28 protein-coding genes are annotated in these 26824 nt (G+C 69.8%); 18 read left to right on the top strand and 10 right to left on the bottom strand.

Going from position 1 to position 26824, the window contains the following annotated elements:
- Positions 1 to 78 precede the first annotated feature (78 nt).
- From EOD42_RS05305 to EOD42_RS05265, 10 genes are all read left to right on the top strand, one after another.
- Entirely contained in the window at positions 79 to 1053 is a 975-nt protein-coding gene (locus EOD42_RS05305; RefSeq protein WP_127786399.1) for a tripartite tricarboxylate transporter substrate binding protein, read from the top strand.
- 302 nt (positions 1054 to 1355) lie between these two features.
- A complete protein-coding gene (locus EOD42_RS05300; RefSeq protein WP_127786398.1) occupies positions 1356 to 2315 on the top strand; it encodes a Bug family tripartite tricarboxylate transporter substrate binding protein in 960 nt (319 codons plus the stop codon).
- 321 nt (positions 2316 to 2636) lie between these two features.
- Positions 2637 to 2807: a hypothetical protein gene (locus tag EOD42_RS25820; protein WP_164867793.1), complete on the top strand. Its 171-nt coding sequence runs from the start codon at positions 2637 to 2639 to the stop codon at positions 2805 to 2807.
- 151 nt (positions 2808 to 2958) lie between these two features.
- A complete protein-coding gene (locus tag EOD42_RS05295) occupies positions 2959 to 3726 on the top strand; it encodes a (Fe-S)-binding protein (protein ID WP_206020242.1) in 768 nt (255 codons plus the stop codon).
- 1 nt (position 3727) lies between these two features.
- Complete coding sequence (locus EOD42_RS05290) at positions 3728 to 4450, top strand: 2OG-Fe dioxygenase family protein (protein WP_127786396.1); 723 nt, start codon at positions 3728 to 3730, stop codon at positions 4448 to 4450.
- Between the two features lie 65 nt (positions 4451 to 4515).
- Complete coding sequence (locus EOD42_RS05285) at positions 4516 to 5070, top strand: NADPH-dependent FMN reductase (protein WP_127786395.1); 555 nt, start codon at positions 4516 to 4518, stop codon at positions 5068 to 5070.
- 8 nt (positions 5071 to 5078) lie between these two features.
- Positions 5079 to 5825, top strand: coding sequence for an alpha/beta hydrolase (locus EOD42_RS05280; protein WP_127786394.1), 747 nt, complete (start codon positions 5079 to 5081; stop codon positions 5823 to 5825).
- Positions 5826 to 5864: 39 nt separating this feature from the next.
- On the top strand, positions 5865 to 7196 hold the full coding sequence (locus tag EOD42_RS05275; protein ID WP_206020241.1) for an LLM class flavin-dependent oxidoreductase: 1332 nt from the start codon (positions 5865 to 5867) through the stop codon (positions 7194 to 7196).
- Between the two features lie 185 nt (positions 7197 to 7381).
- Entirely contained in the window at positions 7382 to 8734 is a 1353-nt protein-coding gene (locus EOD42_RS05270) for a leucyl aminopeptidase family protein (RefSeq protein WP_127786393.1), read from the top strand.
- Between the two features lie 212 nt (positions 8735 to 8946).
- The gene (locus EOD42_RS05265) at positions 8947 to 9369 is read left to right on the top strand and encodes a MarR family transcriptional regulator (protein ID WP_127786392.1); all 423 of its coding nucleotides are present in this window, start codon (positions 8947 to 8949) and stop codon (positions 9367 to 9369) included.
- Here EOD42_RS05265 and EOD42_RS05260 read toward each other — a convergent pair.
- Entirely contained in the window at positions 9353 to 9757 is a 405-nt protein-coding gene (locus EOD42_RS05260) for an Hsp20 family protein (RefSeq protein ID WP_127786391.1), read from the bottom strand. The genes EOD42_RS05265 and EOD42_RS05260 overlap by 17 nt on opposite strands.
- A 179-nt stretch (positions 9758 to 9936) precedes the next feature.
- Here EOD42_RS05260 and def point away from each other — a divergent pair, with 179 nt between their 5' ends.
- Complete coding sequence (gene def, locus EOD42_RS05255) at positions 9937 to 10455, top strand: peptide deformylase (protein WP_127786390.1); 519 nt, start codon at positions 9937 to 9939, stop codon at positions 10453 to 10455.
- Here the strand turns inward: def and pdxR are convergent.
- Entirely contained in the window at positions 10438 to 11901 is a 1464-nt protein-coding gene (pdxR, locus tag EOD42_RS05250) for a MocR-like pyridoxine biosynthesis transcription factor PdxR (protein WP_240654903.1), read from the bottom strand. The two genes, def and pdxR, sit on opposite strands and share 18 nt — an antisense overlap.
- 83 nt (positions 11902 to 11984) lie before the next feature.
- On the opposite strand from pdxR, the gene EOD42_RS05245 reads away from it, so the two are divergent.
- Positions 11985 to 12698 carry a pyridoxamine 5'-phosphate oxidase family protein gene (locus EOD42_RS05245; RefSeq protein ID WP_127786389.1) on the top strand — a complete coding sequence of 238 codons (714 nt, stop codon included), beginning with the start codon at positions 11985 to 11987 and terminating at the stop codon, positions 12696 to 12698.
- A gap of 22 nt (positions 12699 to 12720) precedes the next feature.
- Here the strand turns inward: EOD42_RS05245 and EOD42_RS05240 are convergent, their stop codons facing one another.
- The 6 genes from EOD42_RS05240 to EOD42_RS05215 are packed head-to-tail and all read right to left on the bottom strand — an operon-like array spanning position 12721 to position 18418.
- Positions 12721 to 13566, bottom strand: a complete 846-nt coding sequence (locus EOD42_RS05240; protein WP_127786388.1) for a ParB/RepB/Spo0J family partition protein — start codon at positions 13564 to 13566, stop codon at positions 12721 to 12723.
- The gene (locus tag EOD42_RS05235) at positions 13563 to 14360 is read right to left on the bottom strand and encodes a ParA family protein (RefSeq protein ID WP_127786387.1); all 798 of its coding nucleotides are present in this window, start codon (positions 14358 to 14360) and stop codon (positions 13563 to 13565) included. Before EOD42_RS05235 ends, EOD42_RS05240 begins: the two co-directional genes overlap by 4 nt.
- Positions 14353 to 14952 carry a 16S rRNA (guanine(527)-N(7))-methyltransferase RsmG gene (gene rsmG / locus EOD42_RS05230; protein WP_127786386.1) on the bottom strand — a complete coding sequence of 200 codons (600 nt, stop codon included), beginning with the start codon at positions 14950 to 14952 and terminating at the stop codon, positions 14353 to 14355. Before rsmG ends, EOD42_RS05235 begins: the two co-directional genes overlap by 8 nt.
- The gene (gene mnmG, locus EOD42_RS05225) at positions 14952 to 16799 is read right to left on the bottom strand and encodes a tRNA uridine-5-carboxymethylaminomethyl(34) synthesis enzyme MnmG (protein ID WP_127786385.1); all 1848 of its coding nucleotides are present in this window, start codon (positions 16797 to 16799) and stop codon (positions 14952 to 14954) included. The genes rsmG and mnmG overlap by 1 nt, the downstream gene beginning before the upstream one ends.
- 18 nt (positions 16800 to 16817) lie before the next feature.
- Positions 16818 to 18107, bottom strand: coding sequence for a tRNA uridine-5-carboxymethylaminomethyl(34) synthesis GTPase MnmE (mnmE, locus tag EOD42_RS05220; RefSeq protein ID WP_127786384.1), 1290 nt, complete (start codon positions 18105 to 18107; stop codon positions 16818 to 16820).
- Positions 18104 to 18418 carry a (2Fe-2S) ferredoxin domain-containing protein gene (locus tag EOD42_RS05215; RefSeq protein WP_127786383.1) on the bottom strand — a complete coding sequence of 105 codons (315 nt, stop codon included), beginning with the start codon at positions 18416 to 18418 and terminating at the stop codon, positions 18104 to 18106. The genes mnmE and EOD42_RS05215 overlap by 4 nt, the downstream gene beginning before the upstream one ends.
- A gap of 57 nt (positions 18419 to 18475) precedes the next feature.
- Between EOD42_RS05215 and EOD42_RS05210 the strand changes: the two genes are divergently transcribed.
- The 3 genes from EOD42_RS05210 to EOD42_RS05200 are packed head-to-tail and all read left to right on the top strand — an operon-like array spanning position 18476 to position 21930.
- Positions 18476 to 20455 carry a thioredoxin domain-containing protein gene (locus EOD42_RS05210; protein ID WP_127786382.1) on the top strand — a complete coding sequence of 660 codons (1980 nt, stop codon included), beginning with the start codon at positions 18476 to 18478 and terminating at the stop codon, positions 20453 to 20455.
- A 48-nt stretch (positions 20456 to 20503) separates the two neighbouring features.
- Complete coding sequence (locus EOD42_RS05205) at positions 20504 to 20959, top strand: methylated-DNA--[protein]-cysteine S-methyltransferase (protein ID WP_127786381.1); 456 nt, start codon at positions 20504 to 20506, stop codon at positions 20957 to 20959.
- Positions 20956 to 21930 carry a quinone oxidoreductase family protein gene (locus EOD42_RS05200; RefSeq protein ID WP_127786380.1) on the top strand — a complete coding sequence of 325 codons (975 nt, stop codon included), beginning with the start codon at positions 20956 to 20958 and terminating at the stop codon, positions 21928 to 21930. The genes EOD42_RS05205 and EOD42_RS05200 overlap by 4 nt, the downstream gene beginning before the upstream one ends.
- Here the strand turns inward: EOD42_RS05200 and EOD42_RS05195 are convergent.
- Positions 21927 to 23141 carry a flavin monoamine oxidase family protein gene (locus EOD42_RS05195; protein ID WP_164867792.1) on the bottom strand — a complete coding sequence of 405 codons (1215 nt, stop codon included), beginning with the start codon at positions 23139 to 23141 and terminating at the stop codon, positions 21927 to 21929. The genes EOD42_RS05200 and EOD42_RS05195 overlap by 4 nt on opposite strands.
- A 34-nt stretch (positions 23142 to 23175) precedes the next feature.
- Here EOD42_RS05195 and EOD42_RS05190 point away from each other — a divergent pair, with 34 nt between their 5' ends.
- Positions 23176 to 24279: a DSD1 family PLP-dependent enzyme gene (locus EOD42_RS05190; protein WP_240654900.1), complete on the top strand. Its 1104-nt coding sequence runs from the start codon at positions 23176 to 23178 to the stop codon at positions 24277 to 24279.
- 220 nt (positions 24280 to 24499) lie between these two features.
- On the opposite strand, the gene EOD42_RS05185 is transcribed toward EOD42_RS05190, so the two are convergent.
- Entirely contained in the window at positions 24500 to 25294 is a 795-nt protein-coding gene (locus tag EOD42_RS05185) for an urease accessory protein UreD (protein WP_164867791.1), read from the bottom strand.
- Positions 25295 to 25341: 47 nt separating this feature from the next.
- Between EOD42_RS05185 and EOD42_RS05180 the strand changes: the two genes are divergently transcribed.
- Complete coding sequence (locus EOD42_RS05180; protein WP_127786376.1) at positions 25342 to 26193, top strand: NHL repeat-containing protein; 852 nt, start codon at positions 25342 to 25344, stop codon at positions 26191 to 26193.
- A gap of 121 nt (positions 26194 to 26314) precedes the next feature.
- Entirely contained in the window at positions 26315 to 26821 is a 507-nt protein-coding gene (locus EOD42_RS05175) for a VOC family protein (protein ID WP_127786375.1), read from the top strand.
- The last annotated feature ends 3 nt before the right edge of the window (positions 26822 to 26824 follow it).

Raw genomic sequence — 26824 nt, 5'->3', positions numbered from 1 at the left:
ACTTTTGCTTGGCAAAGCATGCCCGGACATGGCCTGATGCATGCAACAGCGGGCGCCAAGGCCCGCAGGAGGATAACGATGCCGAGCATGAGCCGCCGGGCAGCGATCGCGCTGCCTTTGGCGGGAGGCCTGTGCGCCCCCGCCTTCGCCCAGGGCGCATGGCGCCCCGACCGCCCGATCCGCCTGATCGTGCCCTGGCCGCCGGGCGGCAGCGCCGATGCGCAGCTGCGCAGCCTGTCCGACCTGTCGACGCGCGTGCTGGGCCAGCCCATGCTGGTCGAGAACCGCTCAGGCGCCGGCGGCACGCTGCACGCGACCTATCTGGCGCGCGAGGCCCGGCCGGACGGCTATACGCTGGGGCAGATGCATCTGTCGGTGGTGCGCCGCCCGCTGCTGGTCAGCCGGCCGCAATGGGATGCCACCACCGATTTCACGCACATCATCGGACTGACCGGCTGGTTGTTCGGGATGGCGGTGCCGGCCAATTCGCGCTTCGCGGATTTCCGCGCGATGGTGGCCTATGCCAAGGCCAATCCGGGCAAGGTGACGTATTCCACCTCCGGCATCGCGACCACGAACCACCTGGCGATGGAACAGATCGCGGAGCGCGAGGGCATCGAGCTGCTGCATGTGCCCTTCCGCGGCAGCAATGAGGGCGTGACGGCGGCCCTCGGCGGGCAGGTGGACATGGTGGCCGACAGCTCGGCCTGGGCGCCGCAGGTGGATGCGGGGCAGATGCGGCTGCTGAGCGTCTGGAGCGCGGAGCGCGCGCCGCGCTTCCCCACCGTGCCCACGCTGAAGGAGCTGGGGCACGACATGGTCGTCACCAGCAACTACGGCATCAGCGGGCCGCCGCGCATGGACAGCGGCGTGGTGCGGGTGCTGCACGACGTGTTCAAGGACGCGCTGATGGGCGCCGAGAACACCCGCGTGCGCGAACAGTTCGACATGCCGCTCGTCTATCTCAGCACCGAGCAATACACGGACTTCATCCGGGCGCGGGTGGACCAGGAACGGGCGATCATCAACCGGCTGGGGATCAGGATGGAGTAAGGCCGGGGCTTTGCCCCAGGCCCCATTGAGGGGCTCCGCCCCTCAAGCTCCCCGCCAGGACCGTAACGGCCCTGGACCCCGGGGAGTTGGCGCCAAATCCTGACAACGTATTGTTTATTATAATATAATTGGCGTCCTACCTTCCAGGAAATGCGCCAAACTCATATCAGGTCCAGGAGATATTATCTCCTGGCGGGGAGCCGAGGGGCAGCGCCCCTCGGTGGGGGTGCGGGGGCGAAGCCCCTGCCCCTCGCGTCACCCAACACAAGGGCCCCGGCAGAGGGCCCGGAGGGAGATTCACGATGCGTATCACCCGTCGTTCCACATTGGGCGCGCTCACCCTGGCCACCCCGGCTTTCGGCCAGGCGCGTTTCCCCAACCGGCCGATCCGTTTCCTGATCCCTTGGCCGCCGGGCGGCAGCCTGGATGCGCTGCACCGGCGCATGTTCGAGGTGTTCCAGCAGGACCACGGGCAATCCGTGGTGATCGAGAACGTGCCCGGCGCGCGCGGCACGCGGGCCGCCATCCAGCTGGTGCAGCAGGCGCGGCCCGACGGCTACACGCTGGCGCACCACCACCTGTCCATCATCCGCCACCCCTTCCTGACGCGGCAGCCCACCTGGGACCCGGTGACGGACTTCACCTACATCATGCAGATCACGGGCTTCGTGTTCGGCACGGTGGTGCGCAGCGATTCACCCTGGCGCACATGGGCGGATCTGATGGAGGCCGCGCGGCAGAAGCCGGGGGAGCTGACCTACTCGACCTCCGGCATCGCCACGACCAACCACATCGCGATGGAGGATCTGCTGACGCGGGAACGCGCTAGCATGACGCATGTGCCCTTCCGCGGCAGCCAGGAAGGGGTGACGGCGCTGCTCGGCCGGCAGATCAGCGCCATCAGCGATGCCCAGACCTGGCGGGAACAGGTGCTGGCGGGGCAGTTCCGCGCGCTCAGCGTCTGGACGCCCACGCGCCTGCCCGACCTGCCGAACGTGCCGACGCTGAAGGACCTGGGCTACAACATGGCCGTCACCAGCCCCTATGGCATCGCGGGGCCCAAGGGCATGGAACCTGAGGTGGTGGACTTCCTGCACCGTGCCTTCCGCAAGGCGCTGCAGGATGAGGTGAGCCAGCGGATCATGCGGCAATGGGACATGCCGGACGAGTATCTGGACCCTCGTGCCTATTGGGAATTCGCCCGCGAACGCACCGCCTATGAACGGGAGGTTGTGGCGAGGCTGGGGTTGAGCATCGACTGAGGCCCCAGCCGGCATGGAATTTCGTTTCGAGTTCGGCACGGACCCCTGATTTCGGCACGGCTGGGGTCCGGTTGAGGCAGGTTCCGGGCCCGATCTCGCAGTCTGGTTGTATCGGGATGACAGGGTTGCAACCCGTTTTGGCCCAGCTTTCGGGACACCAATCACAAACACGCGAGATAAGCTCTATATTAGACTATTTCTCACTTTTTGAGACAAATCACCCAATTATTCGGTTGCAGTCGCGAGGGGCTGCATGCTTTTTCAGCCCTGCAGCGCCGGTGAGCCACAGGGGCAGCCGCCGCAAACAGGAGGTTTAGTAGCGTGAGCGGTGCCCGTATGTCCCCCCCCCGTTCCACCATGGTTGCTGAGCCCGAGCAGCCCAGCATGGTCGGCAATGTCGCCCTCTTTGGCCTGCGCGTCGTGCTGATGGGCTGCGTCGTCGCCCTCGGCGGCGTGCTGCTGCATGTGGGCTGGAAGATCGTCGCCGGCTGAGGCCGGGCCGACTGGCCAACAGGGCGCCGCACCCGTCCCCCGACGGCAAGGCGCCCAACATTAACGCCCCGCGCCCGGTTCAATACCGGGCCGCACGCCAAGCATCACCTTGGCATTTCCCTTGCTCTCACAGCGCCCTATGCTGCCTCTCATGGCCAAGCCCCGCGTCGCGCTGTTCGTGACATGCCTCGTCGATCTGCACCGCCCCAGCGTTGGCTTCGCCGCCATCAAGCTGCTGGAGGATGCCGGTTGCGAGGTGGATGTGCCCCCGGGCCAGACCTGCTGCGGCCAGCCCGCCTATAACAGCGGCGACAGGCGCACCGCGCAGGACATCGCGCGCCGCACCATCGGCGCCCTGTCGGGTTTCGATTACGTGGTGGCGCCCAGCGGCAGCTGCGCCGGCATGATCAGCCACCACTACCCCGCCCTGTTCGCGCATGAGGACCCGGAGTGGCATCGCCGCGCCCTGGAACTGGCCGAACGCACGCATGAATTGACGGCCTTCCTGCACGATGTGCGGGGGGTGAAGCGCGTCGCCGGCCAGTATGCCGGGGTCGCGGCCTATCACGACAGCTGCTCCGGCCTGAGGGAGCTGGGGGTGCGGGAACAACCGCGCGCCCTGCTCTCCGGCATCGAGGGGCTGCAGGTCAAGGAACTGCCCAACACGGAACTGTGCTGCGGCTTCGGCGGCACCTTCTGCGTGAAGTACCCGGAGATCAGCACCCGCATGGTGGCGGACAAGGTGGCGGACATCACCGCCACCGGCGCCGACACGCTGCTGGCCGGGGATATGGGCTGCCTGTTGAACATGGCCGGGCGCCTGAAGCGCGAAGGCCACAACCAGGTTCGCGTGCGGCATGTGGCTGAAGTGCTGGCTGGCAGCACCACCACCGTGCCGCCGATCGGGGAGGGTGCGTGACATGGCCGCTGCCGAGGACTTCCAGCAGCCCGACATCGTGACGGTTCTGAAGGGCCAGGGCTTTGCCCGCCTGCGCCCGGCCGAGATGGCCGCCAGCCTGCCGGTGCCGCCGGCGGCCCTGGCGGAATTCGCCGAGAGCTGGAACCGGCTGGAGGTGGATCGCTTCATGGCCGATGGCGGGCGTTATCGCCGCCGCCGCCACACCAGCTTCAACGCGCTGCCGGGCCGGCCCGCGCTGCGCAACCTGCATCGCCCGCATTTCCAGGCGACGGTGCACAACACGCTGAACGGCGGCGTGGACCGCTGGTTCGCCCCCGTCGAGGACGGCGTGGCCCACGGCCCCGCGCTGGAGGCCCTGCTGCGCCTGGGCACCGGCGTGGCCGATGAGCTGCGCCCCGATACGTCCTGGTTCATCGAGATGCACCAGTTCCGCATCGAGGCCGCCGCCGGCTTCCCCGGCTATCCGACGCCCGAGGGCGTGCATCATGACGGCGTGGATTTCGTCATGATCGCCATGATCGCCCGCACCAACCTGGCGGGCGGCGAGACGGTCATCACCGACGATGACGGGCAGGAGCTGGCGCGCTTCACCCTCGACGGGCTGCTGGACACCGCCTTCGTGGACGACGCGCGGGTGATGCACGGCGTCTCTCCGGTGAAGCCAGCGGATGCGGCCCGTGCCTCCTGCCGCGACGTGCTGGTGCTGACCTGGAAGAAGATGTGACGCGGCGCAAACCCGGCGACTGCGCCATGTGTTAGGCTCCTCGGGCCTTCAGAGGAGATAAGGGCATGGCGCAGTACAAGGTTGGATTTCTCGTCGGCAGCCTGGCGACGGCTTCCATCAACCGCAAGCTGGCCAAGGCACTGGTGAAGCTGGCGCCGCCCAGCCTGGCGCTGACCGAGATCCCGATCCGCGATCTTCCGCTGTACAGTCAGGATTACGACGCGGATTTCCCGCCCGTGGCCAAGACCTTCAAGGCGGCGCTGTCGGCCTGCGACGCGCTGCTGTTCGTCACCCCGGAATACAACCGCTCCATCCCCGGCGGGCTGAAGAACGCGCTGGACTGGGGCACGCGCCCCTATGGCCAGAACGGCTTCACCGGCAAGCCGACGGCGGTGATCGGCACGTCGCCCGGTGCCATCGGCACGGCCCTGTCGCAGCGCGACCTGCGCGCCGTGCTGACCTTCTGCGCCGCGCCCATGATGCAGCAGCCCGAAGCCTATCTGCAGTTCAAGGAAGGGCTGATCAACGATGAGGGCGAGGTGAGCGTGGACGGCACCAGGCAGTTCCTGGCCACCTTCATGCGCGCCTTCGAGGCGTTCATCGGCAAGACCCTGGGCTGAACCCCGGCATGGAAGACGCGCGCTGGCAGTACATGGAGGGGCAGATGCGCCCCGGCTTTCCGGCGCTGTTCCAGGCATTCGCGGCGGAATCCGCCGCGGTGCAGGGGCAGTTCGACATCGCCTACGGCGCGCATCCCCGCATGGTGTTCGACGGCTTCCGCGCGCCAGGAAGCCGCGCCCTGCTGGCCTGGTTCCATGCCGGCTACTGGCAGTCCCGCGACAAGGCGCAGTTCCGCTTCATCGTGCCCGGGCTGCTGGCGGCGGGCTATGACGTGGCGCTGGTGAATTATCCGCTGTGCCCCGATGTGGCGATGCCGGAGCTGCTGGCCGCCACCCGCGCGGCCATCCCGGCCGTGCTGCGCTGGGGCGGGCGGGACAGGCTGGTGGCCGCCGGGCATTCGGCGGGCGGGCATATCGTGACGGAGTTGGCGATCGCGGGGGTGGAGGGCGTGGCGTCGGTCGCGGCGTTCTCCGGCATCTATGACATGGTGCCGCTGGTGGGCATTCCGCTGAACGACAATCTGCGGCTGACCGAGGAAACGGCGCGCGCGCATTCCCCGCTGCATCGGGTGCGGCCCGGGCTGCCGCCGGCGCTGTTCGGGGTGGGGGCGGCGGAGACGCCGGCCTTTCTGCGGCAGAACCGCGCGATGGCCGAGGCCTGGACGGCCGCCGGGAACGATGCGCGCGTGCATGAGGAAGCGGGGGCGGACCACTTCACGCTGCTGCGGGCGCTGCCCGCGATGCTGGCCGGGTAACCCCTTCCGCCGGAGGCATCCGCGCCGCACAATCGCGGCATGAACAAGCAGATGATCCTGGCCGTGATGGCCAGCGGTGCCGGCTCCCATGTGGCCTCCTGGCTGCATCCGGCCACCCAGGCCAATGCCGGCATCGACATCCGCAACCACATGCGCGTGGCCCAGCTGGCCGAGGCGGGCCTGTTCCATCTGTATTTCGTGGCGGACACGCCGGCGGCGCGGACGAACAACCTCGAAGCCTATTCGCGCATGCCGATCTTCATGAACCAGCTGGAGCCGATCACGCTGCTCTCGGCACTGAGCACGGTCACCAGCCGCATCGGCCTGGGCGGCACCGCCAGCACCAGCTTCTATGAGCCCTACAACCTGGCCCGGCTGTTCGCCTCGCTGGACCACATGAGCCACGGCCGCGCCGCCTGGAACATCGTGACCAGCGCCAATGACTATGCCGCGCGGAACTTCGGCCAGGACAAGCTGGCGCCGCACGGCGAACGCTATGAGCAGGCCATCGAGTTCACCGAGCTGATGCTGAAGCTGTGGGACAGCTGGGAGGACGACGCCTTCGGCTTCGACCGCGAGAGCGGGCTGACCTTCGACCCCGCCAAGCAGCACGCGGTGGACCACCAGGGCAAGCATTACCGGCTGCATGGCGCGCTGAACCTGCAACGCACGCCGCAGGGCCGGCCCGTCATCATCCAGGCGGGTGCCTCCGAGACCGGCATGGATTTCGCGGCGCGCTTCGCGGAGCTGGTGTTCGGCGCCAACAGCACCGCCGCCGAAAGCCGCGCCTTCTACGACCAGTTGAAGGCCCGCCTGCCGAAATTCGGCCGCAGCACCGCGGACATGCGCCTGCTGGCCGGCATGCCCACCATCGTGGCCGAGACCGAGCAGGAGGCGGAGGACCAGTTCCAGACCCTTCAGGCGCTGATCCAGCCCATGGTGGGCCGGATGCGGCTGGGGATGGATCTGGAGGCGGATTTGTCCGGCGTGCCGCTGGATGAGCCGGTGCCGGAGGAGCTGATCCCGTCCTCGGCCAACCTGCACAAGAAGTTCTTCGACGCGATCGTGCACATGATCCGCGTGGAGAAGCTGACCCTGCGCCAGATGTACATGCGCTACGAGCGCGGGCGCAGCACCATCCGCGGCAACCCGCAGCGCATCGCGGATATCCTGGAGGAATGGTTCAAGGGCGACGCCTGCGACGGGTTCATGCTGACCTTTCCGCTGCTGGAGGAAGGGCTGGGCTGCTTCGTGAAGCAGGTGGTGCCAGAACTGCAGCGGCGCGGGCTGTTCCGCACGGAGGCGCCGGAAGGCACGCTGCGGGAGCAGATCGGGCTGGCGCGGCCGGTGCATCCGGCTGTGGCGGGGTGAAGTGTTCTTCTTTTTCTGAAGAAAAAGAAGCAAAAATACTTTTCGATTTTGGCGACCTTCATTGGTGAAGGCAGCGCCTTATTCAATATGTACTAAATTTATAAAAGTTTTTTGGTTCTTTTTTACAAAAAAGAACGTCACCCTTGAGACTTCTCCCACGCCCCATTCCGCGTTACGCCTTGCGGATGGACGCATTCATCACCGAGGCGCCTGCCGCGCTTCCGCTCTACACCGCCACCCCGGCCACGCTGGACCAGCTGCCGGGTGAGTTCGCGGGCTTCCTGGCCGGATCGGGCTTCAAGGCGCAGGCCGGCCGGCTGGTGCTGCTGCCGGGCGGTGACGGCATTGCGGGCGCCGTGCTGGGGCTGGGCGACAAGCCGGCCACGGCCGAGAGCTTCGGCGGCCTGCCGATGAGCCTGCCGGAGGGCACCGAATGGCGCCTGGTGGATGAGGCCCTGGCGCCGCTGGCGACGCTGGGCTGGGGAATGGGGTCCTATCGCTTCACCCGCTTCAAGGCGGCCAAGCGCGCCCCGGCCAGGCTGCTGCTGGGGGCGGGCGCGGGCGACGCGCCGCTGGTGGCCGCCGCCATCGCCCGCGCGCGAGACCTGATCAACACCCCCGCCAACCTGCTGGGACCGGCCGAGCTGACGGCGGCGGTGGGTGAGCTGGCCGCCGCGCATGGCGCGCAGTTCCGCGTGATCGAGGGCGAGGCGCTGGCCCAGGGCTTCCCGGCGGTGCAGGCGGTGGGGAAAGGGTCGCCCCGTGCGCCGCGCGTGGCGGTGCTGGAATGGGGGCCGGCCCAGGCGCCGCTGCTGGCGCTGTGCGGCAAGGGCGTGTGCTTCGACACGGGCGGGCTGGACCTGAAGCCGCCCTCCGCGATGCTGCGCATGAAGAAGGACATGGGCGGTGCTGCGGTGATGATCGCGCTGGCCGAACTGCTGATGGCCACGAAATCCCCTTGGCGCATCCTGCTGCTGGTGGGCGCGGTGGAGAACTCGGTCTCCGGCGAGGCTTTCCGCCCCGGCGACGTGATCGGCACCCGCAAGGGGCTGTCGGTGGAGATCGGCAATACCGACGCCGAGGGCCGCCTGGTGCTGGCCGACCTGCTGACCTATGCCGGGGAGCACAAGCCCGCCGCGATCCTGGATGCCTCGACGCTGACGGGTGCGGCGCGTGTGGCGCTGGGGCCGGATCTGCCGGCGCTGTTCGCCAATGACGACAAGCTGGCCCAGGCGCTGCTGGCGGGCGGCGAGGCGGCGGCGGACCCGCTGTGGCGGCTTCCGCTGTTCGATGGCTATGACCCGTGGCTCGACAGTTCCGTGGCGGAGCTGAACAACGTGTCGACCAAGCCGATGGCGGGGGCGATCGTGGCCGCGCTGTTCCTGCGTCGCTTCGTGCCCGATGGCGTGCCCTGGGCGCATCTGGACCTGTATGCGTGGAATGATTCGACGCGGCCGGGCCGCCCCGAAGGGGGCGAGGCGACCGGCTTACGCGCTGTATTTGCTGGAATACAGAGGAATTTTTACATTCCTAATTAAGTAGATGACGATTTTTTCAGAAAATGCGTGAAACTAGGGCCGCCGCTGGACCGTTTCGGGTATGGCGGCTCTACAAAGTCCTCCATATTACCCGAGGGTATCGCTCAACAAGCGTTGCACCCGGGTAACGGATGGACACCTAGCAGGTTATTACCTGACCTATTTGGTTCGAGCCGTTCATTGTTCGATCTTGGCTTGTAAAGGGACAGGTAATGGCAAGTGCAGAGTATCCTGATCGTCTGGTTGGTATTCTGCGTGACACCATGACGTCATTGGTGCGGCGGGATGGACCCGATCTTTCCGCCCGACAGATGGCCGTTTTTCTGACTGTCTACCTGTCTGATGGCCCGCACACGGTGCGCGGCCTGGCCCAATGGCTGAATGTGTCCAAGCCCGCGATCACCCGCGCGCTGGACCGTCTGGGGGAGCTGGATATCGCCCGCCGCAAGCTGGACCCGATGGACCGGCGCAGCGTGCATGTGCAGCGGACCATCCGTGGCGCGGAACTTCTTCAGGAAGTGCGCGACACCATGGCCCAGGCTGAGAAGCAGACCATGGACTGGATCCACGGAGGGACGGACCCAAACGGCCCTAACCCGCCGCAGACCATGGCGGCGTTCAATCCTCGCGGATAGCGCGGCCCGGAACCACCGTGCGCAGCGGGGCTGAACTGCCTCGCGTCGCGATGGGGATGGAACGGACGCGAACCTCAGGCATCGGCCGCTTCAGGTCGATGTGCAGCAGGCCGTTGTCCAGCCAGGCACCCTCGATCTCGATCCCCTCGGCAATCACGAAGGCGCGCTGGAACTGGCGCGCGGCGATGCCGCGATGGATGAAGATCCGGCCCTCCGCGTCGTCACGCTGGCGGCCGCGGATGACCAGCTGGTTGTCCTCCTGCGTGATCTGCAGGTCGTCCATCGAGAAGCCTGCGACGGCCAGCGAGATGCGCAGACGCGCCTCGCCGATCTGCTCGATGTTGTAGGGCGGATAGCCCTCGGCGTTCTTCTGTACTCGGTCCAGCATCTGTTCCAGATGATCGAAACCGAGGAAGAGCGGCGAGCCGAAAACGGATGTGCGCGACAAGTGATCCCCCCGGAGGATGGCGGAGCTACGGGCACCCCTTTACGGCGGCACCCGCCCGCACAAAATGGCGAGCCCAGCGGCGCGTTGCAAGCGGCGCCGCGTGGCGCTAAGGCCCCCAGATGACCGAAACCCTGCCCATCCTGTATGTCCCAGCGCCCGTGCTGCGCGCGAAGGCCCGCGCTGTCGGCCCCGCGGACGCCGACCGCGTGCGCGACCTGGCCCCGCGCATGCTGGCCACGATGTATGAGGCGCCGGGCATCGGGCTCGCGGCACCGCAGGTGGGTGAATCCCTCCGCCTCGTCGTGATCGACGTGAGTGGCAAGGAGGAGGAGCCGCGCCCGATCGTGCTGGTGAACCCCGAGATCATCGGTGCCAGCAAGGAACTGGCGACGCGCGAGGAAGGCTGCCTGTCGCTGCCCAACCAGTATGCCGAGGTGACGCGCCCGGCCGCGGTGAAGGTGCGCTATCAGGACCTGGAGGGCGCGAAGAAGGAGATCGAGGGCGACGGTCTGCTGGCCGCCTGCCTGCAGCATGAGATCGACCACCTGAACGGTGTGCTGTTCGTGGATTACCTGAGCGCGCTGAAGCGCAACATGCTGCTGCGCAAGCTGCAGAAGGAACTAAAGAATCGCGCGTAGGGCTTCCACGCCGTTGCGCAGCGCCTGGGCGCTGTGGCCGGTGAAGCCCAGCATCAGCGCCTGCACGGGCGGCGCGGCCAGGAAATAGGTGCTGGCGGGCCGCAGGATCAGCCCCGCCGCCGCACCCCGCGCGGCCAGCGCCGCGTCGCTCTCACCCGCCGGCAGGCGCGCCATGATCTGCATGCCCTGGTCCGGCACCTCGATGCCGAGCCGGTTGCCCAGCCGCGCCGACAGCGCCTCCGCCAGCACGTCGCGCGCGCTGCGGTATTCGGCACGCATGCGGCGCAGATGGGCGCTGAAATGGCCTTCCTCCAGGAAGTCGGCCACCACGGCCTCCATCAACCCGGGCGGCTGGCGATCGGCCAGGTAGCGCGCGGCGGTGAAGGCCGGCAGCAGGGGCTTGGGCACCACGGCGTAGCCCAGGCGCAGGCCCGGAAACAGCACCTTGCTGAAGCTGCCGAGGTAGATGACGCGGCCTTCCTCCCGGTCGATGCCCTGCAAGGAAGCCAGCGGGCGGCCGGCGTAGCGGAACTCGCTGTCGTAGTCGTCCTCGATGATCCAGGCGCCGGTCTCCCGCGCCCAGGCCAGCAGTTCCAGCCTGCGCGCCATGGAGAGCACGACACCCATGGGCGCCTGGTGGGAGGGGGTGACATAGGCGAGCCGTGCGTCGGGCGCGGCGGCGATGCCCTGGCCCACATCCAGCCCGGCGCCATCGACGGGCACGGGCACCACCCGGGCGCCCGCGGCGCGCAGGGCGCCCAGCAGGGCGGGGTAACAGGGGTCCTCCACCCAGGCGGCGTCGCCGGGTTCCAGCAGCACCTTCATCACCAGGTCCATGCCCTGCTGCGTGCCGGAGAGGATGAGGATCTGCTCCGGTTCGCAATGCACGGCGCGGGAGGTGCGCAGGTAGCGCGCCACCGCCTCTCTCAGGCGCGGGTTGCCGCGGGGGTCCGTGTAGCCCAGCAGCGCGGGGTCGGGGCGGCGCATGTGGCGGGCGGTCAGCACGCGCCAGGTCTCCAGGCTGCGGGCGTCCATGCCGCAGCGGCCGGTGTTGAAGGGGGCGGGGCCGAACTGCGTCAGGTCCGGCAGCAGGGCCGCGAGCCGAAGGGCAGGGGCCGGCAGCGGGTGTCGCGGCGGCTGGGGGCTGGGCGCGGGCTCGGGCGGTTCGCGCAGGCCCTCGGCCACGAAGGTGCCGGCGCCCACGCGGCCGGTGACGTAGCCCTCGGCCAGCAGCTGTTCATAGACGCCGACGACCGAGGTGCGGGAGACGCCGAGCTTCTCCGCCATCCGCCGGCTGGGCGGCAGGCGCGCGCCGGGCGGGATGGCGCCTGCGAGGATCAGTCGACGCAGCCCCAGGTAGATCTGCCGGAACACCGGCACCGCGCTGGCGCGGTCCAGCGGCAGGTCCAGCAGCTCCGACCAATCGGGTGAAATTGGTATGCTCATCTGGGCCAGGATTGGACCTTTCGGCAAACCGATCAAGCGGCTTGAGTGTCAGCATCCAAGCCTGACCGCCAGGAGCGTCGCTGATGTCCGAAGCCGAGAGTTATCCCGTCACCAACCGCAACAAGGTGAAGCGCAAGCCCCAGCGCGGCTCCTATGACAAGCAGGCGGTCTACGACATCCTGGATTCCGCGATGATCTGCCACATCGCCTATGTCATCGACGGCCAGCCCTATTGCACGCCCACCAGCTTCTGGCGCGAGGGCGACGACCTGATCTGGCACGGGTCCTCGGCCAGCCGCATGGTGCGCGCGCAGTCCGGCGGGGTGCCGGTGTGCCTGACGGTGACGCATCTGGACGCCGTGATCCTGGCGCGCTGCGGCTTCAACCACTCGGTCAACTACCGCTCCGTCATGGCCTATGGCACCGCGCATATCGTGGATGACCTGGACGAGAAGCATAAGCTGATCGACGCCTTCCTCGACCGCTTCTTCCCCGGCCGCGCGGCCACCATGCGCCCGGCCACCGTGCAGGAGGTGAAGGCCACCACCTTCATCCGCATGAAGATCGACGATGCCTCGGCCAAGGTGCGCGACCTGCACATCGCCGATGACGAGGAAGACTATGCCTGGCCGGCCTGGACCGCGCTGTACCCGGTGAAGCAGGTGATCGGCCCGGCCGAGGAATGCCCGCGCCAGCTGCCCGACGTGAAGATGCCGGAGGGCATGGCCGGCTGGACGCCGGGCCGGAAGCTGGATGAGGTGATGCTGGAAATGTACCGCGAGCACTACGAGAAGTAGCGCCCGAGGGCGGCGGGGAAGACTACGCCATCTTCCCCGTCAGCAGGGCCAGCACGCCATCCAGCTGGTCCAGGTCCTTGTACTTGATGGTCAGCGTGCCGCCGCGCCCGCCATGCGCGATGCTGACCTGCAGGCCCAGATGGCGCGACAGGTCATTCTCCAGCGCCTTGATCTCGGGGCTTTCGGGCTTCGGCGCGGGCTTGCCCGGCAGGCCCGGGCGGGTGGCCAGCGCCTCTGCCTGGCGCACGTTCAACCCACGATCCACGATATGCAGGGCCAGCGCGATCGGGTCCGGCGCGCCGATCAGCGCGCGCGCATGGCCGGCCGAGAGCGCGCCGTCGCGCAGCAGCTCCTGCACACGGGGCGGCAGGTTCAGCAGGCGCAGGGTGTTGGTGATGTGCGAACGCGACTTGCCCACCGCCTGGGAGAGCTGAAGCTGCGTCAGGCCGAACTGGCCGGTCAGGCGCTCATAGCCCTCGGCTTCCTCGACCGCGTTCAGGTCCTCGCGCTGCAGGTTCTCGACCAGGCCCGCGGCCATGGCGGCGCTGTCGTCGAAATCCCGGATCACCACCGGAACCTCATGCAGGGGGGCGGCCTGTGCCGCGCGCCAGCGGCGCTCACCGCCGATGATCTGGTAGGTGCCGGCGGCACCGGGCTTCGGCCGCACCAGGATAGGCTGCAGCACGCCGTGCTGGCGGATGGAGGCCGCGAGCTCCTCCAGCGCGTCGGGGTCCATGGGGCCGCGCGCCTGGAAGGGGCTGGGCTCCAGCGCCGTGACGGGCAGGGAGCGGGCTTGCTCGGCGCTGGGGGCGGCGGCTTCGCCGAGCAGGGCGGAAAGGCCCTTGCCCAGACGGGGTGGCTTGCTCATCCGGCGTTGGCTTTCAGGCGTTGGCGATGGCGGCGCAGCAGCTCGGCAGCCAGCGCCACATAGGCCTGCGCGCCGGGCGAGCGGAAATCATAGACGGTGACAGGCAGCCCGTGGGACGGCGCCTCGGAGACGCGGACATTGCGCGGGATGGCGGTGTCGAACACGGCCTTGCCGAAATGCGCGCGCACATCGGCGGACACCGCCTCGGCCAGATTGTTGCGGCGGTCGAACATGGTCAGCGCGATGCCTTCCAGCTCCAGCGCCGGGTTCAGCGCGCGCTTCACGCGCTCGATGGTCTGGGTGATCTGGGACACGCCTTCGAGCGCGTAGAACTCGGTCTGCAACGGCACCAGCACGCTGTCGGCGGCGACGAGCGCATTCAGCGTCAGCAGGCCCAGCGACGGCGGGCAATCCAGCATGACCCAGCCATAGCCGGTCAGGCCCTTCAGCGCCTGGCGCAACCGTGTCTCGCGGCCCTCGATGTCCACCAGTTCCAGCTCGGCGCCGGCCAGATCGGGGTCGGCCGGGATGATGGAGAGGTTGGGGATGGCGGTGGCGCGGATGCAGTCGGCCGGCAGCTTGCCGTCCAGCAGCATGGCATAGCTGCCGGGCTTGCGCTGCGCGCGGTCGATGCCGAGGCCCGTGGAGGCATTGCCCTGCGGGTCCAGGTCGATGACCAGCACCTTGTGGCGCGCGGCCAGGGCGGCCGCCAGGTTCACCGCCGTGGTGGTCTTGCCCACGCCGCCCTTCTGGTTGGCGAAGGCGACGATGCGGGGTTTCGCGGCGTCAGACAGGGTGGATGTCCCGGATGCGGAAAATGGTGGCCTCGGCGTCCGTTCGGCTGCCGAAGCGCTCCACCGACATGTGCCAGCCGGGGGCGGCCTCGGTCAACTCAACCTCGGCATTGCGGCCCTTCGGAAAGATCGCGACACCGCCGGGGGCGAGCAACCTGTGGGCGTGCGGCAACAGCACCTTGAGCGACGCCAGGGCGCGGGCGGTCAGCGTGCCGGCCGGGGGCAGGGCGGCGGCCTCTATGCGCTGGGCGTGCACCGTCACATGGGTCATGCCCATCTCCCGCGCGGCCTCTCGCAGGAAGGCGGATTTGCGCTGGTCTGACTCCACCAGATGCACCGGGCGGGTGACGGCGGCGGCCAGGATCAGCCCCGGCAGCCCGCCGCCGGAACCCAGATCGACCAGCGGCAACTCATCATCAGGCAGCAGCCCCAGCAGCTGCCACGAATCCTCGACATGCCGCGCGCGCCATTGCGAAACGGGCAGGGGGCCGACCAGATTGATGCGCTGGTTCCAGCGCGCCAGCAGCGCCAGATAGGTATCAATCCGGTCTGATGTTTCACGTGAAACATCGACGTCAGGCGGCAGGGTCATCACGCGCGCCTCAGATGCACGGCAAGCGCCGCGACGGCCGCCGGGGTGACGCCGGCCAACCGCGAGGCAGCACCCAGCGTGGCGGGCCGGGCCGCCTCAAGGCGCTGCTGCATCTCGCGCGAGAGCCCGGCAATGACGGCGAAATCCACGCCGTCGGGGATGGCCAGCGCCTCCTCCCGCCGCAGTAGGGCCAGCTCGGCCTCCTGCCGCGCCAGGTAAGGGCCGTAGAGCGCCTCGCACTCCACCTGCGCCCGCACGCGCGGCGCCAGGTCACGCAGCCAGGGGAACATGGTCTCCGCCACCTCCACCGGCATCGCCGGCAGGGCCAGCACATCCAGCAGGCTGCGCCAGCGGCCGTCGAGGTTCACGGGCGCGCCGGCCGCGCGGTACTGGGCGGGCGTCGCGCCCTCCGCCCGGGCGCGGGCAATGGCGTCGGACACCGCCGCCTGGAAGCCCCGGAAAGCATCGGCCCGCACCTGACCCACGCAGCCCCACTCCATGCCCTTGGCCGTCAGCCGCAGCATGGCGTTGTCGGCGCGCAGACGCAGCCGGTACTCGCTGCGCGCCGTCAGCATGCGATAGGGCTCTGACACGCCCTGAAGGGTCAGGTCGTCGATCATCACGCCGGCATAGGCCTCGTCGCGCGCCAGCACGCGGTCGGGCTCGGTGCCGGCGGCACGCTGCACGGCGTTGAGGGCCGCCATCATCCCCTGGGCGGCGGCTTCCTCGTAACCCGTGGTGCCGTTGATCTGCCCGGCCAGGAACAGGCCCGGCACATCGCGCAGCTCCAGCGTGGGGCGCAGGGCGCGCGGGTCCACATGGTCGTATTCGATGGCATAGCCCGGCCGCATGATCACCGCGCGGGACAGGCCCGGCATGCTGGCGATGATGCCGCGCTGGACGCTCTCGGGCAGGGAGGTGCTGATGCCGTTCGGATACACGGTCGGGTCGTCCAGCCCCTCGGGCTCCAGGAAGATCTGATGGCGGTTCTTGTCGGCGAAGCGGACCACCTTGTCCTCGATGGACGGGCAATAACGCGGCCCGACACCGGAGATGCGCCCACCATAGACCGCGCTTTCCTGCAGGTTCGCGCGGATCAGCGCGTGGGTTTCCTCGGTGGTCCAGGTGATGCCGCAATGCAGCTGCGGGTTGGTGATGCGCGCCGTCATCCAGGACAGCGGCTCGGGCTCGGCATCGCCGGGCTGGGCCTCCAGCGCGGCCCAGTCAATGGTGCGCCCGTCCAGGCGCGGCGGCGTGCCGGTCTTGAGGCGGGCCATGGGCAGGCCCAACCTCTCCAGCGCCAGCGCCAGCCCGACCGAAGGCGCATCGCCCACGCGGCCGGCGGGCGTGCGCTCACGCCCCAGATGGATCACGCCGCGCAGGAAGGTGCCGGTGGTGATGACGACGGCGCCGGCGCGGAACGCCGTGCCCGAGGCACCCACCACGCCCACGACGCGCCCGGCCTCGATCAGCAGGTCCTCGGCGCCTTCGGCGCGGATGGTCAGGTTCGCGGTCTCGGCCAGCAGGGCCTGCACGGCGGCGCGGTACAGCTTGCGGTCGGCCTGGGCGCGCGGGCCGCGCACGGCCGGGCCCTTGCTGCGGTTCAGCAGCTTGAAGTGGATGCCGGCGGCGTCGGCGGCGCGGCCCATGATGCCGTCCAGCGCGTCGACCTCGCGCACCAGATGGCCCTTGCCGATGCCGCCGATGGCCGGGTTGCAGCTCATCTCGCCGATCGTCTCGGCCTTGTGGGTCAGAAGCAGGGTGCGCGCGCCGCAGCGGGCGGCCGTCGCCGCTGCTTCCGTGCCGGCATGGCCGCCACCCACGACAATCACATCGAACTGGGTCATGCGCGGGGGTTTAGCGCGTCACTTCCCGATGCAGAACTCGGAAAACACGCGGTCCAGCACCGCTTCCACGCCGACCCTGCCGGTCAGCCGCCCCATGGCCGCCAGCGCGCCGCGCAGTGCCTCGGCGCGCAGCTCGGGCAGCGGGTTTTCCAGCGTATCGAGCGCGGCGACCGCGTCCGCCAGGGCTGCGCGGTGGCGCGGACGGGTCAGCCCGGCCTCCATCGCCACACCGGCGCTGGCACGCACCGCGTCCTCCAGCGCCGCCCGCAGCTGCGCCAGCCCCATGCCGCTGCGGGCCGAGACCGCCTGGCCCGCCATCATCGGCGGCACCACGTCGCATTTGTTCACCACGGCCAGGGCGCCCGCCTCGACCAGCGCGCGCGTCTCCGCATCGGGCGGCGCGTCGGCGGCAAAGACGGCCAGCACGATCTCGGCCCCGGCACCGGCCGCGCGGGCCCGCCGCACGCCCTCGGCCTCGATCACATCGTCGGTCTCGCGCAGGCCCGCGGTGTCCGAAAGGGTGACGGGCACGCCCGCCATCACCATCCGGGTTTCCACCACATCGCGCGTCGTGCCGGCCTGGGGCGAGACGATCGCCGCCTCCCGCCCCGCCAGCGCGTTGAGCAGGGAGGATTTGCCCGCATTGGGCGCACCGAGGATGGCGATGCGCACACCCTCACGCAGGGCCTCCGCGCGCGCGGCGCCGGCGATCTCGGCGGCGAGCTCCGCGCGCAGCTCCGCGACATCGGCGGCCACGGCGGCATCCAGCCCCTCGGGCAGATCCTCATCCTCGAACTCGATGAAGGCCTCCTGCCGGGCCAGCAGATCGGTCAGCCGCTCCACCCAGCCGCGCACGCGCAGCGCGAGCGCGCCGCCGGCCTGGCGCAGGGCCTGGCGGCGCTGGGCCTCGGTCTCGGCGGCGATCAGGTCCGCGATGCCTTCGGCCGCCGTCAGGTCCAGCTTGCCGTGGGTGAAGGCGCGACGGGTGAACTCGCCGGGTTCCGCCGGGCGCAGGCCCAGCATCGCCAGCGCATCGCCCACCGCCGCGATCACGGCGGGGCCGCCATGCAGGTGCAGCTCCGCGCTGTCCTCTCCGGTGTAGCTGTGGGGCGCGGGGAACCACAGCACCAACGCCTCGTCCAGAACCTCACCGCGATGGCGCAGGCGGCGAAGGCTCGCATGGCGCGGGCGCGGCAGGCCGCCCGCCAGCGCCGCCAGCGCCTGCCCGGCCTCAGGGCCGGAGACGCGCATCACCGCCACCCCGGCGCGCCCCGCGCCGCTCGCGATCGCGAAGATCGTGCCGCTCAACGCTTGCGCCCCGGCAGCATCAGGCGCTCCACCCGCCCGCCGTCCCGCAGATGAGTGGCCAGGATCTCCTCCACGTCGTCGCGGTCCTGCGGGCTGTACCAGACGCCTTCCGGATAGACTGCGAAGACCGGCCCGAACTTGCAGCGCCCCATGCAGCCGGTCGTGTTCACCCGCACGCGCTTCAGCCCCATCGCCTTCGCCTGGGACTTCATGTGCTTGGCCAGCTTCTTCGAGCCCTCATCCGCGCAGCCGCCCTTGTTGGTACACACGAAGACGTGGTGGTCGAAGAACGGCGGGGGGTCCTCGGGCATGGGAATTCCTCTCAAGAGGCGCCATGTAGGATGCAGCACCAAAGGGCGCCAGGGCATATGAATCTTCTCTCGCGGGAAACCTCGCCATACCTGCTGCAGCACGCGGACAACCCCGTGCACTGGCGCCCCTGGGGGCCGGAGGCGCTGGAAGCCGCGCGCGCGCAGAACAAGCCGATCCTGCTCAGCTCGGGCTATGCCGCCTGCCACTGGTGCCATGTCATGGCCCATGAATCCTTCGAGGATGAGATCACGGCGGCCGAGATGAACGCCCGCTACATCTGCATCAAGCTGGACCGCGAGGAGCGGCCGGACATCGACGCGCTGTACATGAACGCCCTGCATCTGCTGGGCGAACAGGGCGGCTGGCCGCTGACCATGTTCCTGACGCCCGCCGGCGAGCCCTTCTGGGGCGGCACCTATTTTCCGCCCGAGCCGCGCTGGGGCCGCCCCAGCTTCCGCCAGGTGCTGGGCGGCATCGCCCAGGCCTGGGCCGAGGGCAGCGACAAGGTGGCCCAGAACACCCGCGCGCTGAAGCAGGCGCTGGACCGCATGGCCGCCGCCAACCCCGGCCCGCTGCCCGGCCCCGCCGCGCATGACGCGGTCGCCCGCCAGCTGCTGAAGTCGCAGGACCCGGTCGAGGGCGGCTTCCAGGGCGCCCCCAAATTCCCCAATCCGCCGATCTACCGCTATCTGTGGCAGGTGGGCGGGCATGTCGGCGCGGCGGAGCTGATGCTGCGCCGGATGGCGCTCGGCGGCATCCATGACCATCTGGGCGGCGGCTTCGCGCGCTATGCCGTCGATGAGCATTGGCTCGTCCCGCACTTCGAGAAGATGCTCTACGACAACGGCCAGCTGCTGGAGCTGTTCGCCCTGGCACAGGCCCGCCGCGCCGAGCCCCTGTGGCGGGAGGCCGCCGAGGGCATCGTGGGCTGGCTCGCCCGCGACATGCTGGCCGAGGGCCGCGCCTTCGCCGCCGCCGAGGACGCCGACAGCGAGGGCGTCGAGGGCAAGTTCTACGTCTGGTCCCTGGCCGAGATCGAGGCCGTCCTCGGTGCCGACGCCGCCTTCTTCGCCGAGCATTACGACGTGACGGCCGACGGCAACTGGGAACACCACAACATCCTGAACCGCAGCAAGGGCCGCCGCCTGGATGAGGCCGGCGAAGCCCGGCTGGCCGGCCTGCGCGGCAAGCTGCTGGCCGCCCGCGCGCCCCGCATCCGTCCCGCGCGCGACGACAAGATCCTGGCCGACTGGAACGGCATGATGATCGCGGGGCTGGCCAGGGCCAGCGCCGTGTTCGGCCACCCGGAATGGCTGGACCTGGCCGAGGCGGCCTTCCGCTTCGTCACGACCACGATGCAGGGCCCGGACCACCGGCTGCACCATGCCTGGCGCCTGGGCCGCCCCAGCGCACCCGGCCTGCTGGAGGACTACGCCCAGATGGCCCGTGCCGCGCTGGCGCTGTTCCAGCACCGGGGCGACCCGGCCCTGCTGGACCAGGCCATCGCCTGGATGCGCGTGCTGGAAGCCGATTTCGCCGCACCCGAGGGCGGTTTTTTCACCAGCCCCACCACCGCCACGGACGTGCTGGTGCGCGGCTTCACCGCCGGCGACAACGCCACCCCCGCCGGCAACGGCATCGCCGCCGAGGTCGCGGCCCTGCTGTACCACGCCACCGCCGACGAGCATTGGCGCAGCGTGGCCGAAGGCACGATCGGCGCCTTCTCGGGGCTGGAGGCAGGGCTCGCGGCCATGCCCAGCCTGCTGGCAGCCGCCGACCTGCTGGAGCGCGGCGCGACCGTGGTCATCGCCGGCCCGCCGGAACACCCCGGTGCCCTCGCCCTGCGCCAGGCGGCGCTGACCCTGCCGGACCCGGCGGTGCTGGTGCTGTGCGCCCCCACGCCCGACGCCCTGCCGCCGGGCCACCCGGCGCATGGCAAGCCCATGCAGGACGGCGCGCCCGCCGCCTATATCTGCCGCGCCGGCAGGTGTGGCCTGCCGGTGACGGATGCCGCCGCTCTGCAAGCCCCCGCTTGACGCCACACCCCAGCCGGTGCTGCATCACCGTCTGGAATCCGGGCAACAATGGCGCAACTCTCGCTGCTCACCCCCCTCGGGGACATCACCGTATCCGAGGATGAGGGGGCTATCGTCTCGCTCGACTGGGGGCGGGTGGAGGATCAATCCCCCACCCCGCTGCTGCTGCGCGCCCGTGACCAGCTGAACGACTATTTCGACGGCGGCACCCAGGGCTTCGACCTGCCGCTGAACCCCTATGGCACGCCGTTCCAGCGCCGCGTCTGGGCCGCGCTTTCTGATATTCCCTACGGCGCCCGACGCAGCTATGCAGACCTGGCGCGGTTGCTGGGCTCCGGCCCGCGCGCCATCGGTGGCGCCAACGGGCGCAACCCCATTCCCATCATCATCCCTTGCCACCGCTGCGTGGCGGCGGATGGTTCGCTGGGTGGCTATTCCGGCCTCGACGGGCCGGCCACCAAGCAATTCCTTCTCGACCTCGAAACCCGGGATCTCCTGACATGACCTATGCCATCCGCATCCACGAATATGGCGGCCCCGAGGTGATGAAGTGGGAGGAGCTGCCCAAGCCCGAGCCGAAACCCGGCGAGGCGCGGGTGAAGCATGAGGCCGTCGGCCTGAACTACATCGACGTCTATTTCCGCAACGGCCTGTACAAGGTGCCGCAGCTGCCCGCCATCATCGGCATGGAAGGTGCGGGCGTGGTGGACGCCGTGGGTGCCGGCGTGACTGATGTGGCCGTGGGCGACCGCGTGGCCTATGCCTCCGGCCCCATCGGCGCCTATGCCGAGATGCGCTGCATCAAGGCCGACCGCCTGGTGAAGCTGCCCGACAGCATCTCCGCCGACACCGCCGCCGCCATGATGCTGCAGGGCATGACGGCGCAGTTCCTGATCAACAGCTGCTTCCCGGTGAAGGCCGGCCAGACCATCGTGCTGCATGCCGCGGCCGGCGGCGTGGGCCTCATTCTGCTGCAATGGGCCAAGTATCTGGGCGCCACCGTCATCGGCACCGTCTCTACGCCCGAGAAGGCGGAGCTGGCCAAGTCCTTCGGCGCCGACCACATCGTGCTGGCGCATGAGGACCTGCCGGCGGCGGTGAAGAAGATCACGGGCGGTGCCGGCGTGCCCGTCGTCTATGACAGCATCGGCCGTGACACCTTCATGGCCAGCCTGGACTGCCTGGCGCCGCGCGGCACCATGGTCAGCTTCGGCAATGCCTCGGGCCCCGTCACGGGCGTGGACCTGGGCATCCTGTCCGCCAAGGGCAGCCTGTATGTCACCCGGCCCACGATGAACACCTACACCGCCTCGCGTGAGGACCTGGTGCATTGCGCGACCTCGCTGTTCGACGTGGTGGCCAAGGGTGCGGTGAAGATCAACATCAACCAGCGCTATGCGCTGAAGGATGCCGGCCAGGCGCATAGCGACCTGGAGGCGCGGAAGACGACGGGCAGCACCATCCTGCTGCCCTAAGCGACGGCGGCCTCGCCCTCGGCCCACGCCCCCCCGATGGTGCCGGCCAGGCCGAGCGACGTGGCCTCCCCCGCGAAGCGCAGGGCCCCCAGCGGTTCCCGCAGCACGGCCCGCGCCCCGGCCATGCCCGGCAGGGCCTGGCTGTAGCTGCCCAGGAACAGCGGGTCCGTCCCCCAATCGGTCACCAGCGCCTGGCCCAACGGCATGGGCCCCAGCATGCCTTCCAGCTCCGCCCGCGCCACGCGCAGCGTCTCGGCGGGTGGCTGGCGAGAGAGCGCCCAGGCCGCCTCGCCCCCCACGAAACCGAACAGGTGGTCGCGCCCGAACGGCCACATGATGAAGCCCATCGGCGGCTCATGCCCCGGCTGCGGCGCGCGGCGCACGGTGTGGAAGGGCTCGATGCCCATGCGGCCCCCAAGGGAGGATGCACAGCGGAAGGCGAATTTCGTCAGCAGCGCCATGGGCAGGCCGTGGATGGCCTGCTGGTAGGCCGGCGGCAGCGCGGGGGTGAAGCGGATGCCCCCCGCCGCCAGCACGCCGGTCGAGACCGTCACGATCGCCCGCTGCGCCCGCACCGTGCCGAATTCGCCGCGCACCACCACGCCCGGCCCGGACCAGTCGATGCCGGTGACGCGCGCGTTCAGCCGGATGGGCAGGTCGCGCGCGAGCTCCGCCACCAGCGCGCCGATGCCGCCGGGCAGCAGCAGGTTCGGCCCCTCCAGCCCATTGTCGAACTGGTCATGGGCCGAGAGGTATTCGGCCTCCCGCGCCTGGATCTGGGTGCAGAGCCAGTGGGTGACGGTCGCATCCCACGGGCCGCCACGGGGTGCGACCTCGGACACGGCGCGGTCCGGCCCGGCGCGCGCGGCTTCCAACGCCGCGTCGAACCTCTCCTCGGCGGCGGAGATGGCGGCCAGCTCGGCGGGTTCCGCCCAGCGTTCGCCCACGCGCACATGGCGTTCCCGCACCTCGTCATGGTTCTTGGCCGCCGTGGCGAAGCGCGTCAGCGGGTTGCGGTCGGCGGCGTGCAGCCAGGTGGCACCGTGGTCCAGCGGGGAACCCAGCGTGGCGCAGCTGTGCGCGCGCCCGCCCACGCGCGGCCCGCCCTCCAGCACCAGGCAGCTTCTGCCCTGGCTGCGCAGGGCACGGGCGGCGGCGATGCCCGCGGCACCCGCGCCAATGATGACCACCTCTGGATCGCTGGACGACATCGGTGCAGTTTGCCGCATCTTGAGGAGAGTTGCGATGCAGCCACCGCCCGCTGAACCCGGCATGCACGAGCAGGAAATCGATACCCCTGCCCTGGTGCTGGACCTGGACGCCTTCGAGGCCAATCTGGACGCCATGGCCGCCGCCCTGGCACCCACTGGCACGAAGCTGCGCGCCCATGCCAAGACCCACAAATCCCCGGTGGTGGCCAAGCAGCAGATCGCGCGCGGCGCGGTCGGCCAATGCGTCCAGAAGGTCGCCGAGGCCGAGATCCTCGCCTGGGGCGGCATCCACGACGTGCTGGTGACCAACGAGGTCGTGGGCGCCCGCAAGCTGGCCCGCCTGGTGGCGCTGGCCGGCATCGCGGAGGTCGGGCTGTGCGTCGATGACGAGCGCCAGATCGTCGCCATCGAGGAAGCAGCCGCCGCCGGTGGCCGCCGCATGAAGGTGCTGGTCGAGATCGACGTGGGCATGGGCCGCGCCGGCGTCGCCTCCGGCCCCCCCGCCGTGGCCCTGGCCGAGCGCATCGCGGCGTCGAAGCACCTGATCTTCGGCGGCCTGCAGGCCTATCACGGCCGCGCCCAGCACATCCGCTCTCCGGAGGAGCGCGCGGCGGCCATCGGCGGCGCCATCGACGCCAGCCGCCGCACGGTGGAGCAGCTGCGCCAGCGCGGGCTGGCCTGCCCGATCGTGGGCGGCGCCGGTACCGGCACCTTCCGGCATGAGGCCGCGAGCGGCGTCTACACCGAGATCCAGGCCGGCTCCTACGCCTTCATGGACGCTGACTACGCCCGCAATGAGGACGCGCCCCCGTTCAAGCAGGCGCTGTTCGTGCTCTCCACCGTGATGAGCACGGCCACCAGCGGGGTCGCGGTGCTGGATGCGGGCCACAAGGCGGTGTCCATCGACAGCGGCATGCCGCTGGTGTGGGACCGGCCGGGGCTGGCCTATGTCGGGGCCTCCGACGAGCACGGCAAGCTGGAAGTGCGCGACGGCAGCCGCCCCGAACTGGGCGAGAAGCTGCGCCTGACGCCGGGGCACTGCGACCCGACCGTGGACCGCTACGACTGGTACGTCGGCGTGCGGAAAGGCCGGGTGGAATGCCTGTGGCCAGTGGCCGCGCGCGGGGCGATGGCGTAGGGCGGGGCTTTGCCCCGGACCCGACCAGGGGGCGCTGCCCCCTGGACCCCCATCTGTTATCTGAAAGTGTGGGGAAGGGGCACGACGCACGCTCCTGGCCCAGAGCGCCCACGAAGCCCCTTCCTCAAACTTTCAGCTCCCGGTTTCCAAAGGCCTCTCGGCCTTTGGCGGGGTGCAGGGGCAGAGCCCCTGCGCGGGGGCCCGGGGGCAAGGCCCCCGTTCAGCACCGCCACAGCCTCGGCAGCACCCCCGGCAGCCCGAACGCCGCCGCCCGCAGCCCCACCACGGCCCGCGCCACGAAATCCCGCACGGCGCCCACCTCGCCTAGCGCGCGGCCCAGCAGCAGTCCCGCGCGCGGCACTGTCGCGGCGCCGATCTCACGCAGCACCGGCAGGTGGGCCTCAGCCCCCGGCATGGCCAGCAGCACCGTGGCCATGGCCTGCGCGGCGCCGAAGCGGAACGGGTCGGCCAGTTCCACCGCACCCATCGCCAGCGCGTCGGCCCACAGCAGCCCGTCGGGCCCGCGCAGGCGCCAGGTGTCCAGCACCTGGCCCTGGCGGAACACCTCGCCGCGCGCGCTGCGGCCGAACACCAGCATTTCCGCCAGCAGCAGTTCGGCACCTTCAGCCAGGCTGAAATCCTGCCGGCGTTCCAGATGCGCGTTGTCGAACAGGATCACCTCCTGCGGCAGCCATTCCAGCCGGGCGCCGGCGCCCACCCGCACGGTGGCCCCGATGCGCGTCGCGGGGCCCAGGGTGCGATAGACCTTCTCGGCCGCCGGGGTGGTGATGGTCAGCCGCGACCCGGCGCCGAGCGTGATCTCGCTGTCCAGGCTGTCGCCGCCCGCGAGCCCCCCGGCCACATTCACCAGGGCGGCGGTCGCGGGCTCATCCGTGTCGGGGTGCGGGAACAGCGCGCGCAGCGGCGCCTGCTGGTACAGGCCCCGCAGCCCCTTCGCCCCCCAGGACAGTTCCAGCCGCCCGGCAGAGCGTTGATGACCGATGATTCCGTGCACACAGGGAACCTGACACGACAGCGCCCCGCGTGCCACACTCCCCGGGCATGACCCGACACACCCTCTTCATCACGCTGGGCCACCAGCGCTACGAAATCCAGCGCGACTGGGGCGACACCGCCGGCCCCGGGGGCATTTCCGATGTCGCCTGCGACAAGGACGGCCGCATCTTCGTGCTGCTGCGCGCCGATGCCTACAAGGACCCCGAGGGGCCTGCCGTCATCGTGCTCTCCCCGGACGGCCGCCGCGAAGGCGAGTTCGGCCACAAGGAGGTGGCGGACGGCCACATGCTGGGCGTCTCGCCCGACGGCATCGTGCATGTGGTGGACCGCGACGCGCACCAGATCATCGCCTTCGACCGGCATGGCCGCGAACAGGGCCGCATCGGCCGCCGCCACTATGCCGGTGAGCCCTTCAACTCCCCCTGCGATGTCGGCTTCGCGCCCAACGGGGACATCTATGTGGCCGACGGCTATGCCGGCCATAAGGTGCATGTGTTCTCCTCGGGCGGAACGCCCATCCGCTGGTGGGGCGAAAGCGGCACCGGCAACGGGCAGTTCATCGCGCCGCACGCGGTCTGGGTGCTGGCCGACGGCCGCGTGGCGGTGGCAGACCGCGACAACAACCGCGTGCAGATCTTCAGCCCCGACGGCGCCTGGCTGCACAGCATCACCGATGTGTTCAAGCCGATGGACATCTGGGGTGACGCCAACGGCAACCTGCTGATCTCCGACCAGGTGCCGCGCCTGTCGCTGTATACGCCTGAGGGCGTGCTGCTCGGCCGGGGCCGCGCGGTGCTGAACGGCGCGCACGGCATCTGCATCACGCCCGACGGCGTGATCCTGACTGCGGAATTGAACCCCCGCCGCATGTCGCGTTTAGTCCCACTCAAGAAATAGCCCAAAGGGGCAGCAGGCGGCGCGCGTTTGGGCAGCATATCGCCCGCGCGCCGCGTTTCACCTTCACCCGGGGCAAAAATCCTGTTGATGCCCCCGCCCCTTCGGCGCTGCACTCAGGGGCATGAGTGACAGCACGCCCCCTCTCGTCGCCGGCCTGTTCCATGTGGCCATCAAGACCAATGACCTGGCCGCCACCGAGCATTTCTATTGCCGGGTGATGGGGCTGGCGAAGGTGTTCCGCCCCGATTTCGGCTACCCCGGCGCCTGGCTCGGCGTGCCGCTGCCGGGCGGGCAGGCCATCATGCACATCTACGCCGGCGGCCCGGCCCTGGGTGCCGAGGGCGTGGCCCCCAGCGGCACGGCGGCCATCGACCATGTCTCCCTCGCCTGCCGCGGCTATCACGCCTTCATCGCGCGCTTCCGCGCCTCGGGGCTGGACTGGCGGGAGTTCCTGGTGCCCGGCACCACCCTCTGGCAGCTGTTCGTCTACGACCCCTCCGGCGTTCAGTGTGAGCTGACCTTCGACGGCAGCACCGAGACCGGCGCGCCCCCCGACATGAGCGACGGCCGCCGCTACATCGCCGGCAGCTCCTTCTTCGACCCCGCCACCTACCCCAAGCTCAGCTGAAGG

Origin of the sequence: Rhodovarius crocodyli, from assembly GCF_004005855.1 — a bacterium.
Classification (GTDB): Bacteria; Pseudomonadota; Alphaproteobacteria; order Acetobacterales; family Acetobacteraceae; genus Rhodovarius; species Rhodovarius crocodyli.
This window is presented reverse-complemented; position numbering and strand designations above follow the sequence as displayed.

What these genes read in the sequence shown, in the direction of transcription:
- EOD42_RS05175 (WP_127786375.1), top strand. Translation starts at nt 26,315, where the DNA reads ATGAGTGACAGCACGCCCCCTCTCGTCGCCGGCCTGTTCCATGTGGCC.
- EOD42_RS05275 (WP_206020241.1), top strand. Translation starts at nt 5,865, where the DNA reads ATGAACAAGCAGATGATCCTGGCCGTGATGGCCAGCGGTGCCGGCTCC.
- EOD42_RS05240 (WP_127786388.1), bottom strand. Translation starts at nt 13,566, where the DNA reads ATGAGCAAGCCACCCCGTCTGGGCAAGGGCCTTTCCGCCCTGCTCGGC.
- EOD42_RS05190 (WP_240654900.1), top strand. Translation starts at nt 23,176, where the DNA reads ATGCAGCCACCGCCCGCTGAACCCGGCATGCACGAGCAGGAAATCGAT.
- EOD42_RS05265 (WP_127786392.1), top strand. Translation starts at nt 8,947, where the DNA reads ATGGCAAGTGCAGAGTATCCTGATCGTCTGGTTGGTATTCTGCGTGAC.
- EOD42_RS05305 (WP_127786399.1), top strand. Translation starts at nt 79, where the DNA reads ATGCCGAGCATGAGCCGCCGGGCAGCGATCGCGCTGCCTTTGGCGGGA.
- pdxR (WP_240654903.1), bottom strand. Translation starts at nt 11,901, where the DNA reads ATGAGCATACCAATTTCACCCGATTGGTCGGAGCTGCTGGACCTGCCG.
- EOD42_RS05205 (WP_127786381.1), top strand. Translation starts at nt 20,504, where the DNA reads ATGGCGCAACTCTCGCTGCTCACCCCCCTCGGGGACATCACCGTATCC.
- EOD42_RS05200 (WP_127786380.1), top strand. Translation starts at nt 20,956, where the DNA reads ATGACCTATGCCATCCGCATCCACGAATATGGCGGCCCCGAGGTGATG.
- EOD42_RS05260 (WP_127786391.1), bottom strand. Translation starts at nt 9,757, where the DNA reads ATGCTGGACCGAGTACAGAAGAACGCCGAGGGCTATCCGCCCTACAAC.
- EOD42_RS05210 (WP_127786382.1), top strand. Translation starts at nt 18,476, where the DNA reads ATGAATCTTCTCTCGCGGGAAACCTCGCCATACCTGCTGCAGCACGCG.
- EOD42_RS05195 (WP_164867792.1), bottom strand. Translation starts at nt 23,141, where the DNA reads ATGTCGTCCAGCGATCCAGAGGTGGTCATCATTGGCGCGGGTGCCGCG.
- EOD42_RS05270 (WP_127786393.1), top strand. Translation starts at nt 7,382, where the DNA reads ATGGACGCATTCATCACCGAGGCGCCTGCCGCGCTTCCGCTCTACACC.
- EOD42_RS05290 (WP_127786396.1), top strand. Translation starts at nt 3,728, where the DNA reads ATGGCCGCTGCCGAGGACTTCCAGCAGCCCGACATCGTGACGGTTCTG.
- EOD42_RS05180 (WP_127786376.1), top strand. Translation starts at nt 25,342, where the DNA reads ATGACCCGACACACCCTCTTCATCACGCTGGGCCACCAGCGCTACGAA.
- EOD42_RS05285 (WP_127786395.1), top strand. Translation starts at nt 4,516, where the DNA reads ATGGCGCAGTACAAGGTTGGATTTCTCGTCGGCAGCCTGGCGACGGCT.
- EOD42_RS05245 (WP_127786389.1), top strand. Translation starts at nt 11,985, where the DNA reads ATGTCCGAAGCCGAGAGTTATCCCGTCACCAACCGCAACAAGGTGAAG.
- EOD42_RS05295 (WP_206020242.1), top strand. Translation starts at nt 2,959, where the DNA reads ATGGCCAAGCCCCGCGTCGCGCTGTTCGTGACATGCCTCGTCGATCTG.
- EOD42_RS05215 (WP_127786383.1), bottom strand. Translation starts at nt 18,418, where the DNA reads ATGCCCGAGGACCCCCCGCCGTTCTTCGACCACCACGTCTTCGTGTGT.
- EOD42_RS05280 (WP_127786394.1), top strand. Translation starts at nt 5,079, where the DNA reads ATGGAAGACGCGCGCTGGCAGTACATGGAGGGGCAGATGCGCCCCGGC.
- rsmG (WP_127786386.1), bottom strand. Translation starts at nt 14,952, where the DNA reads ATGACCCTGCCGCCTGACGTCGATGTTTCACGTGAAACATCAGACCGG.
- def (WP_127786390.1), top strand. Translation starts at nt 9,937, where the DNA reads ATGACCGAAACCCTGCCCATCCTGTATGTCCCAGCGCCCGTGCTGCGC.
- mnmG (WP_127786385.1), bottom strand. Translation starts at nt 16,799, where the DNA reads ATGACCCAGTTCGATGTGATTGTCGTGGGTGGCGGCCATGCCGGCACG.
- EOD42_RS05300 (WP_127786398.1), top strand. Translation starts at nt 1,356, where the DNA reads ATGCGTATCACCCGTCGTTCCACATTGGGCGCGCTCACCCTGGCCACC.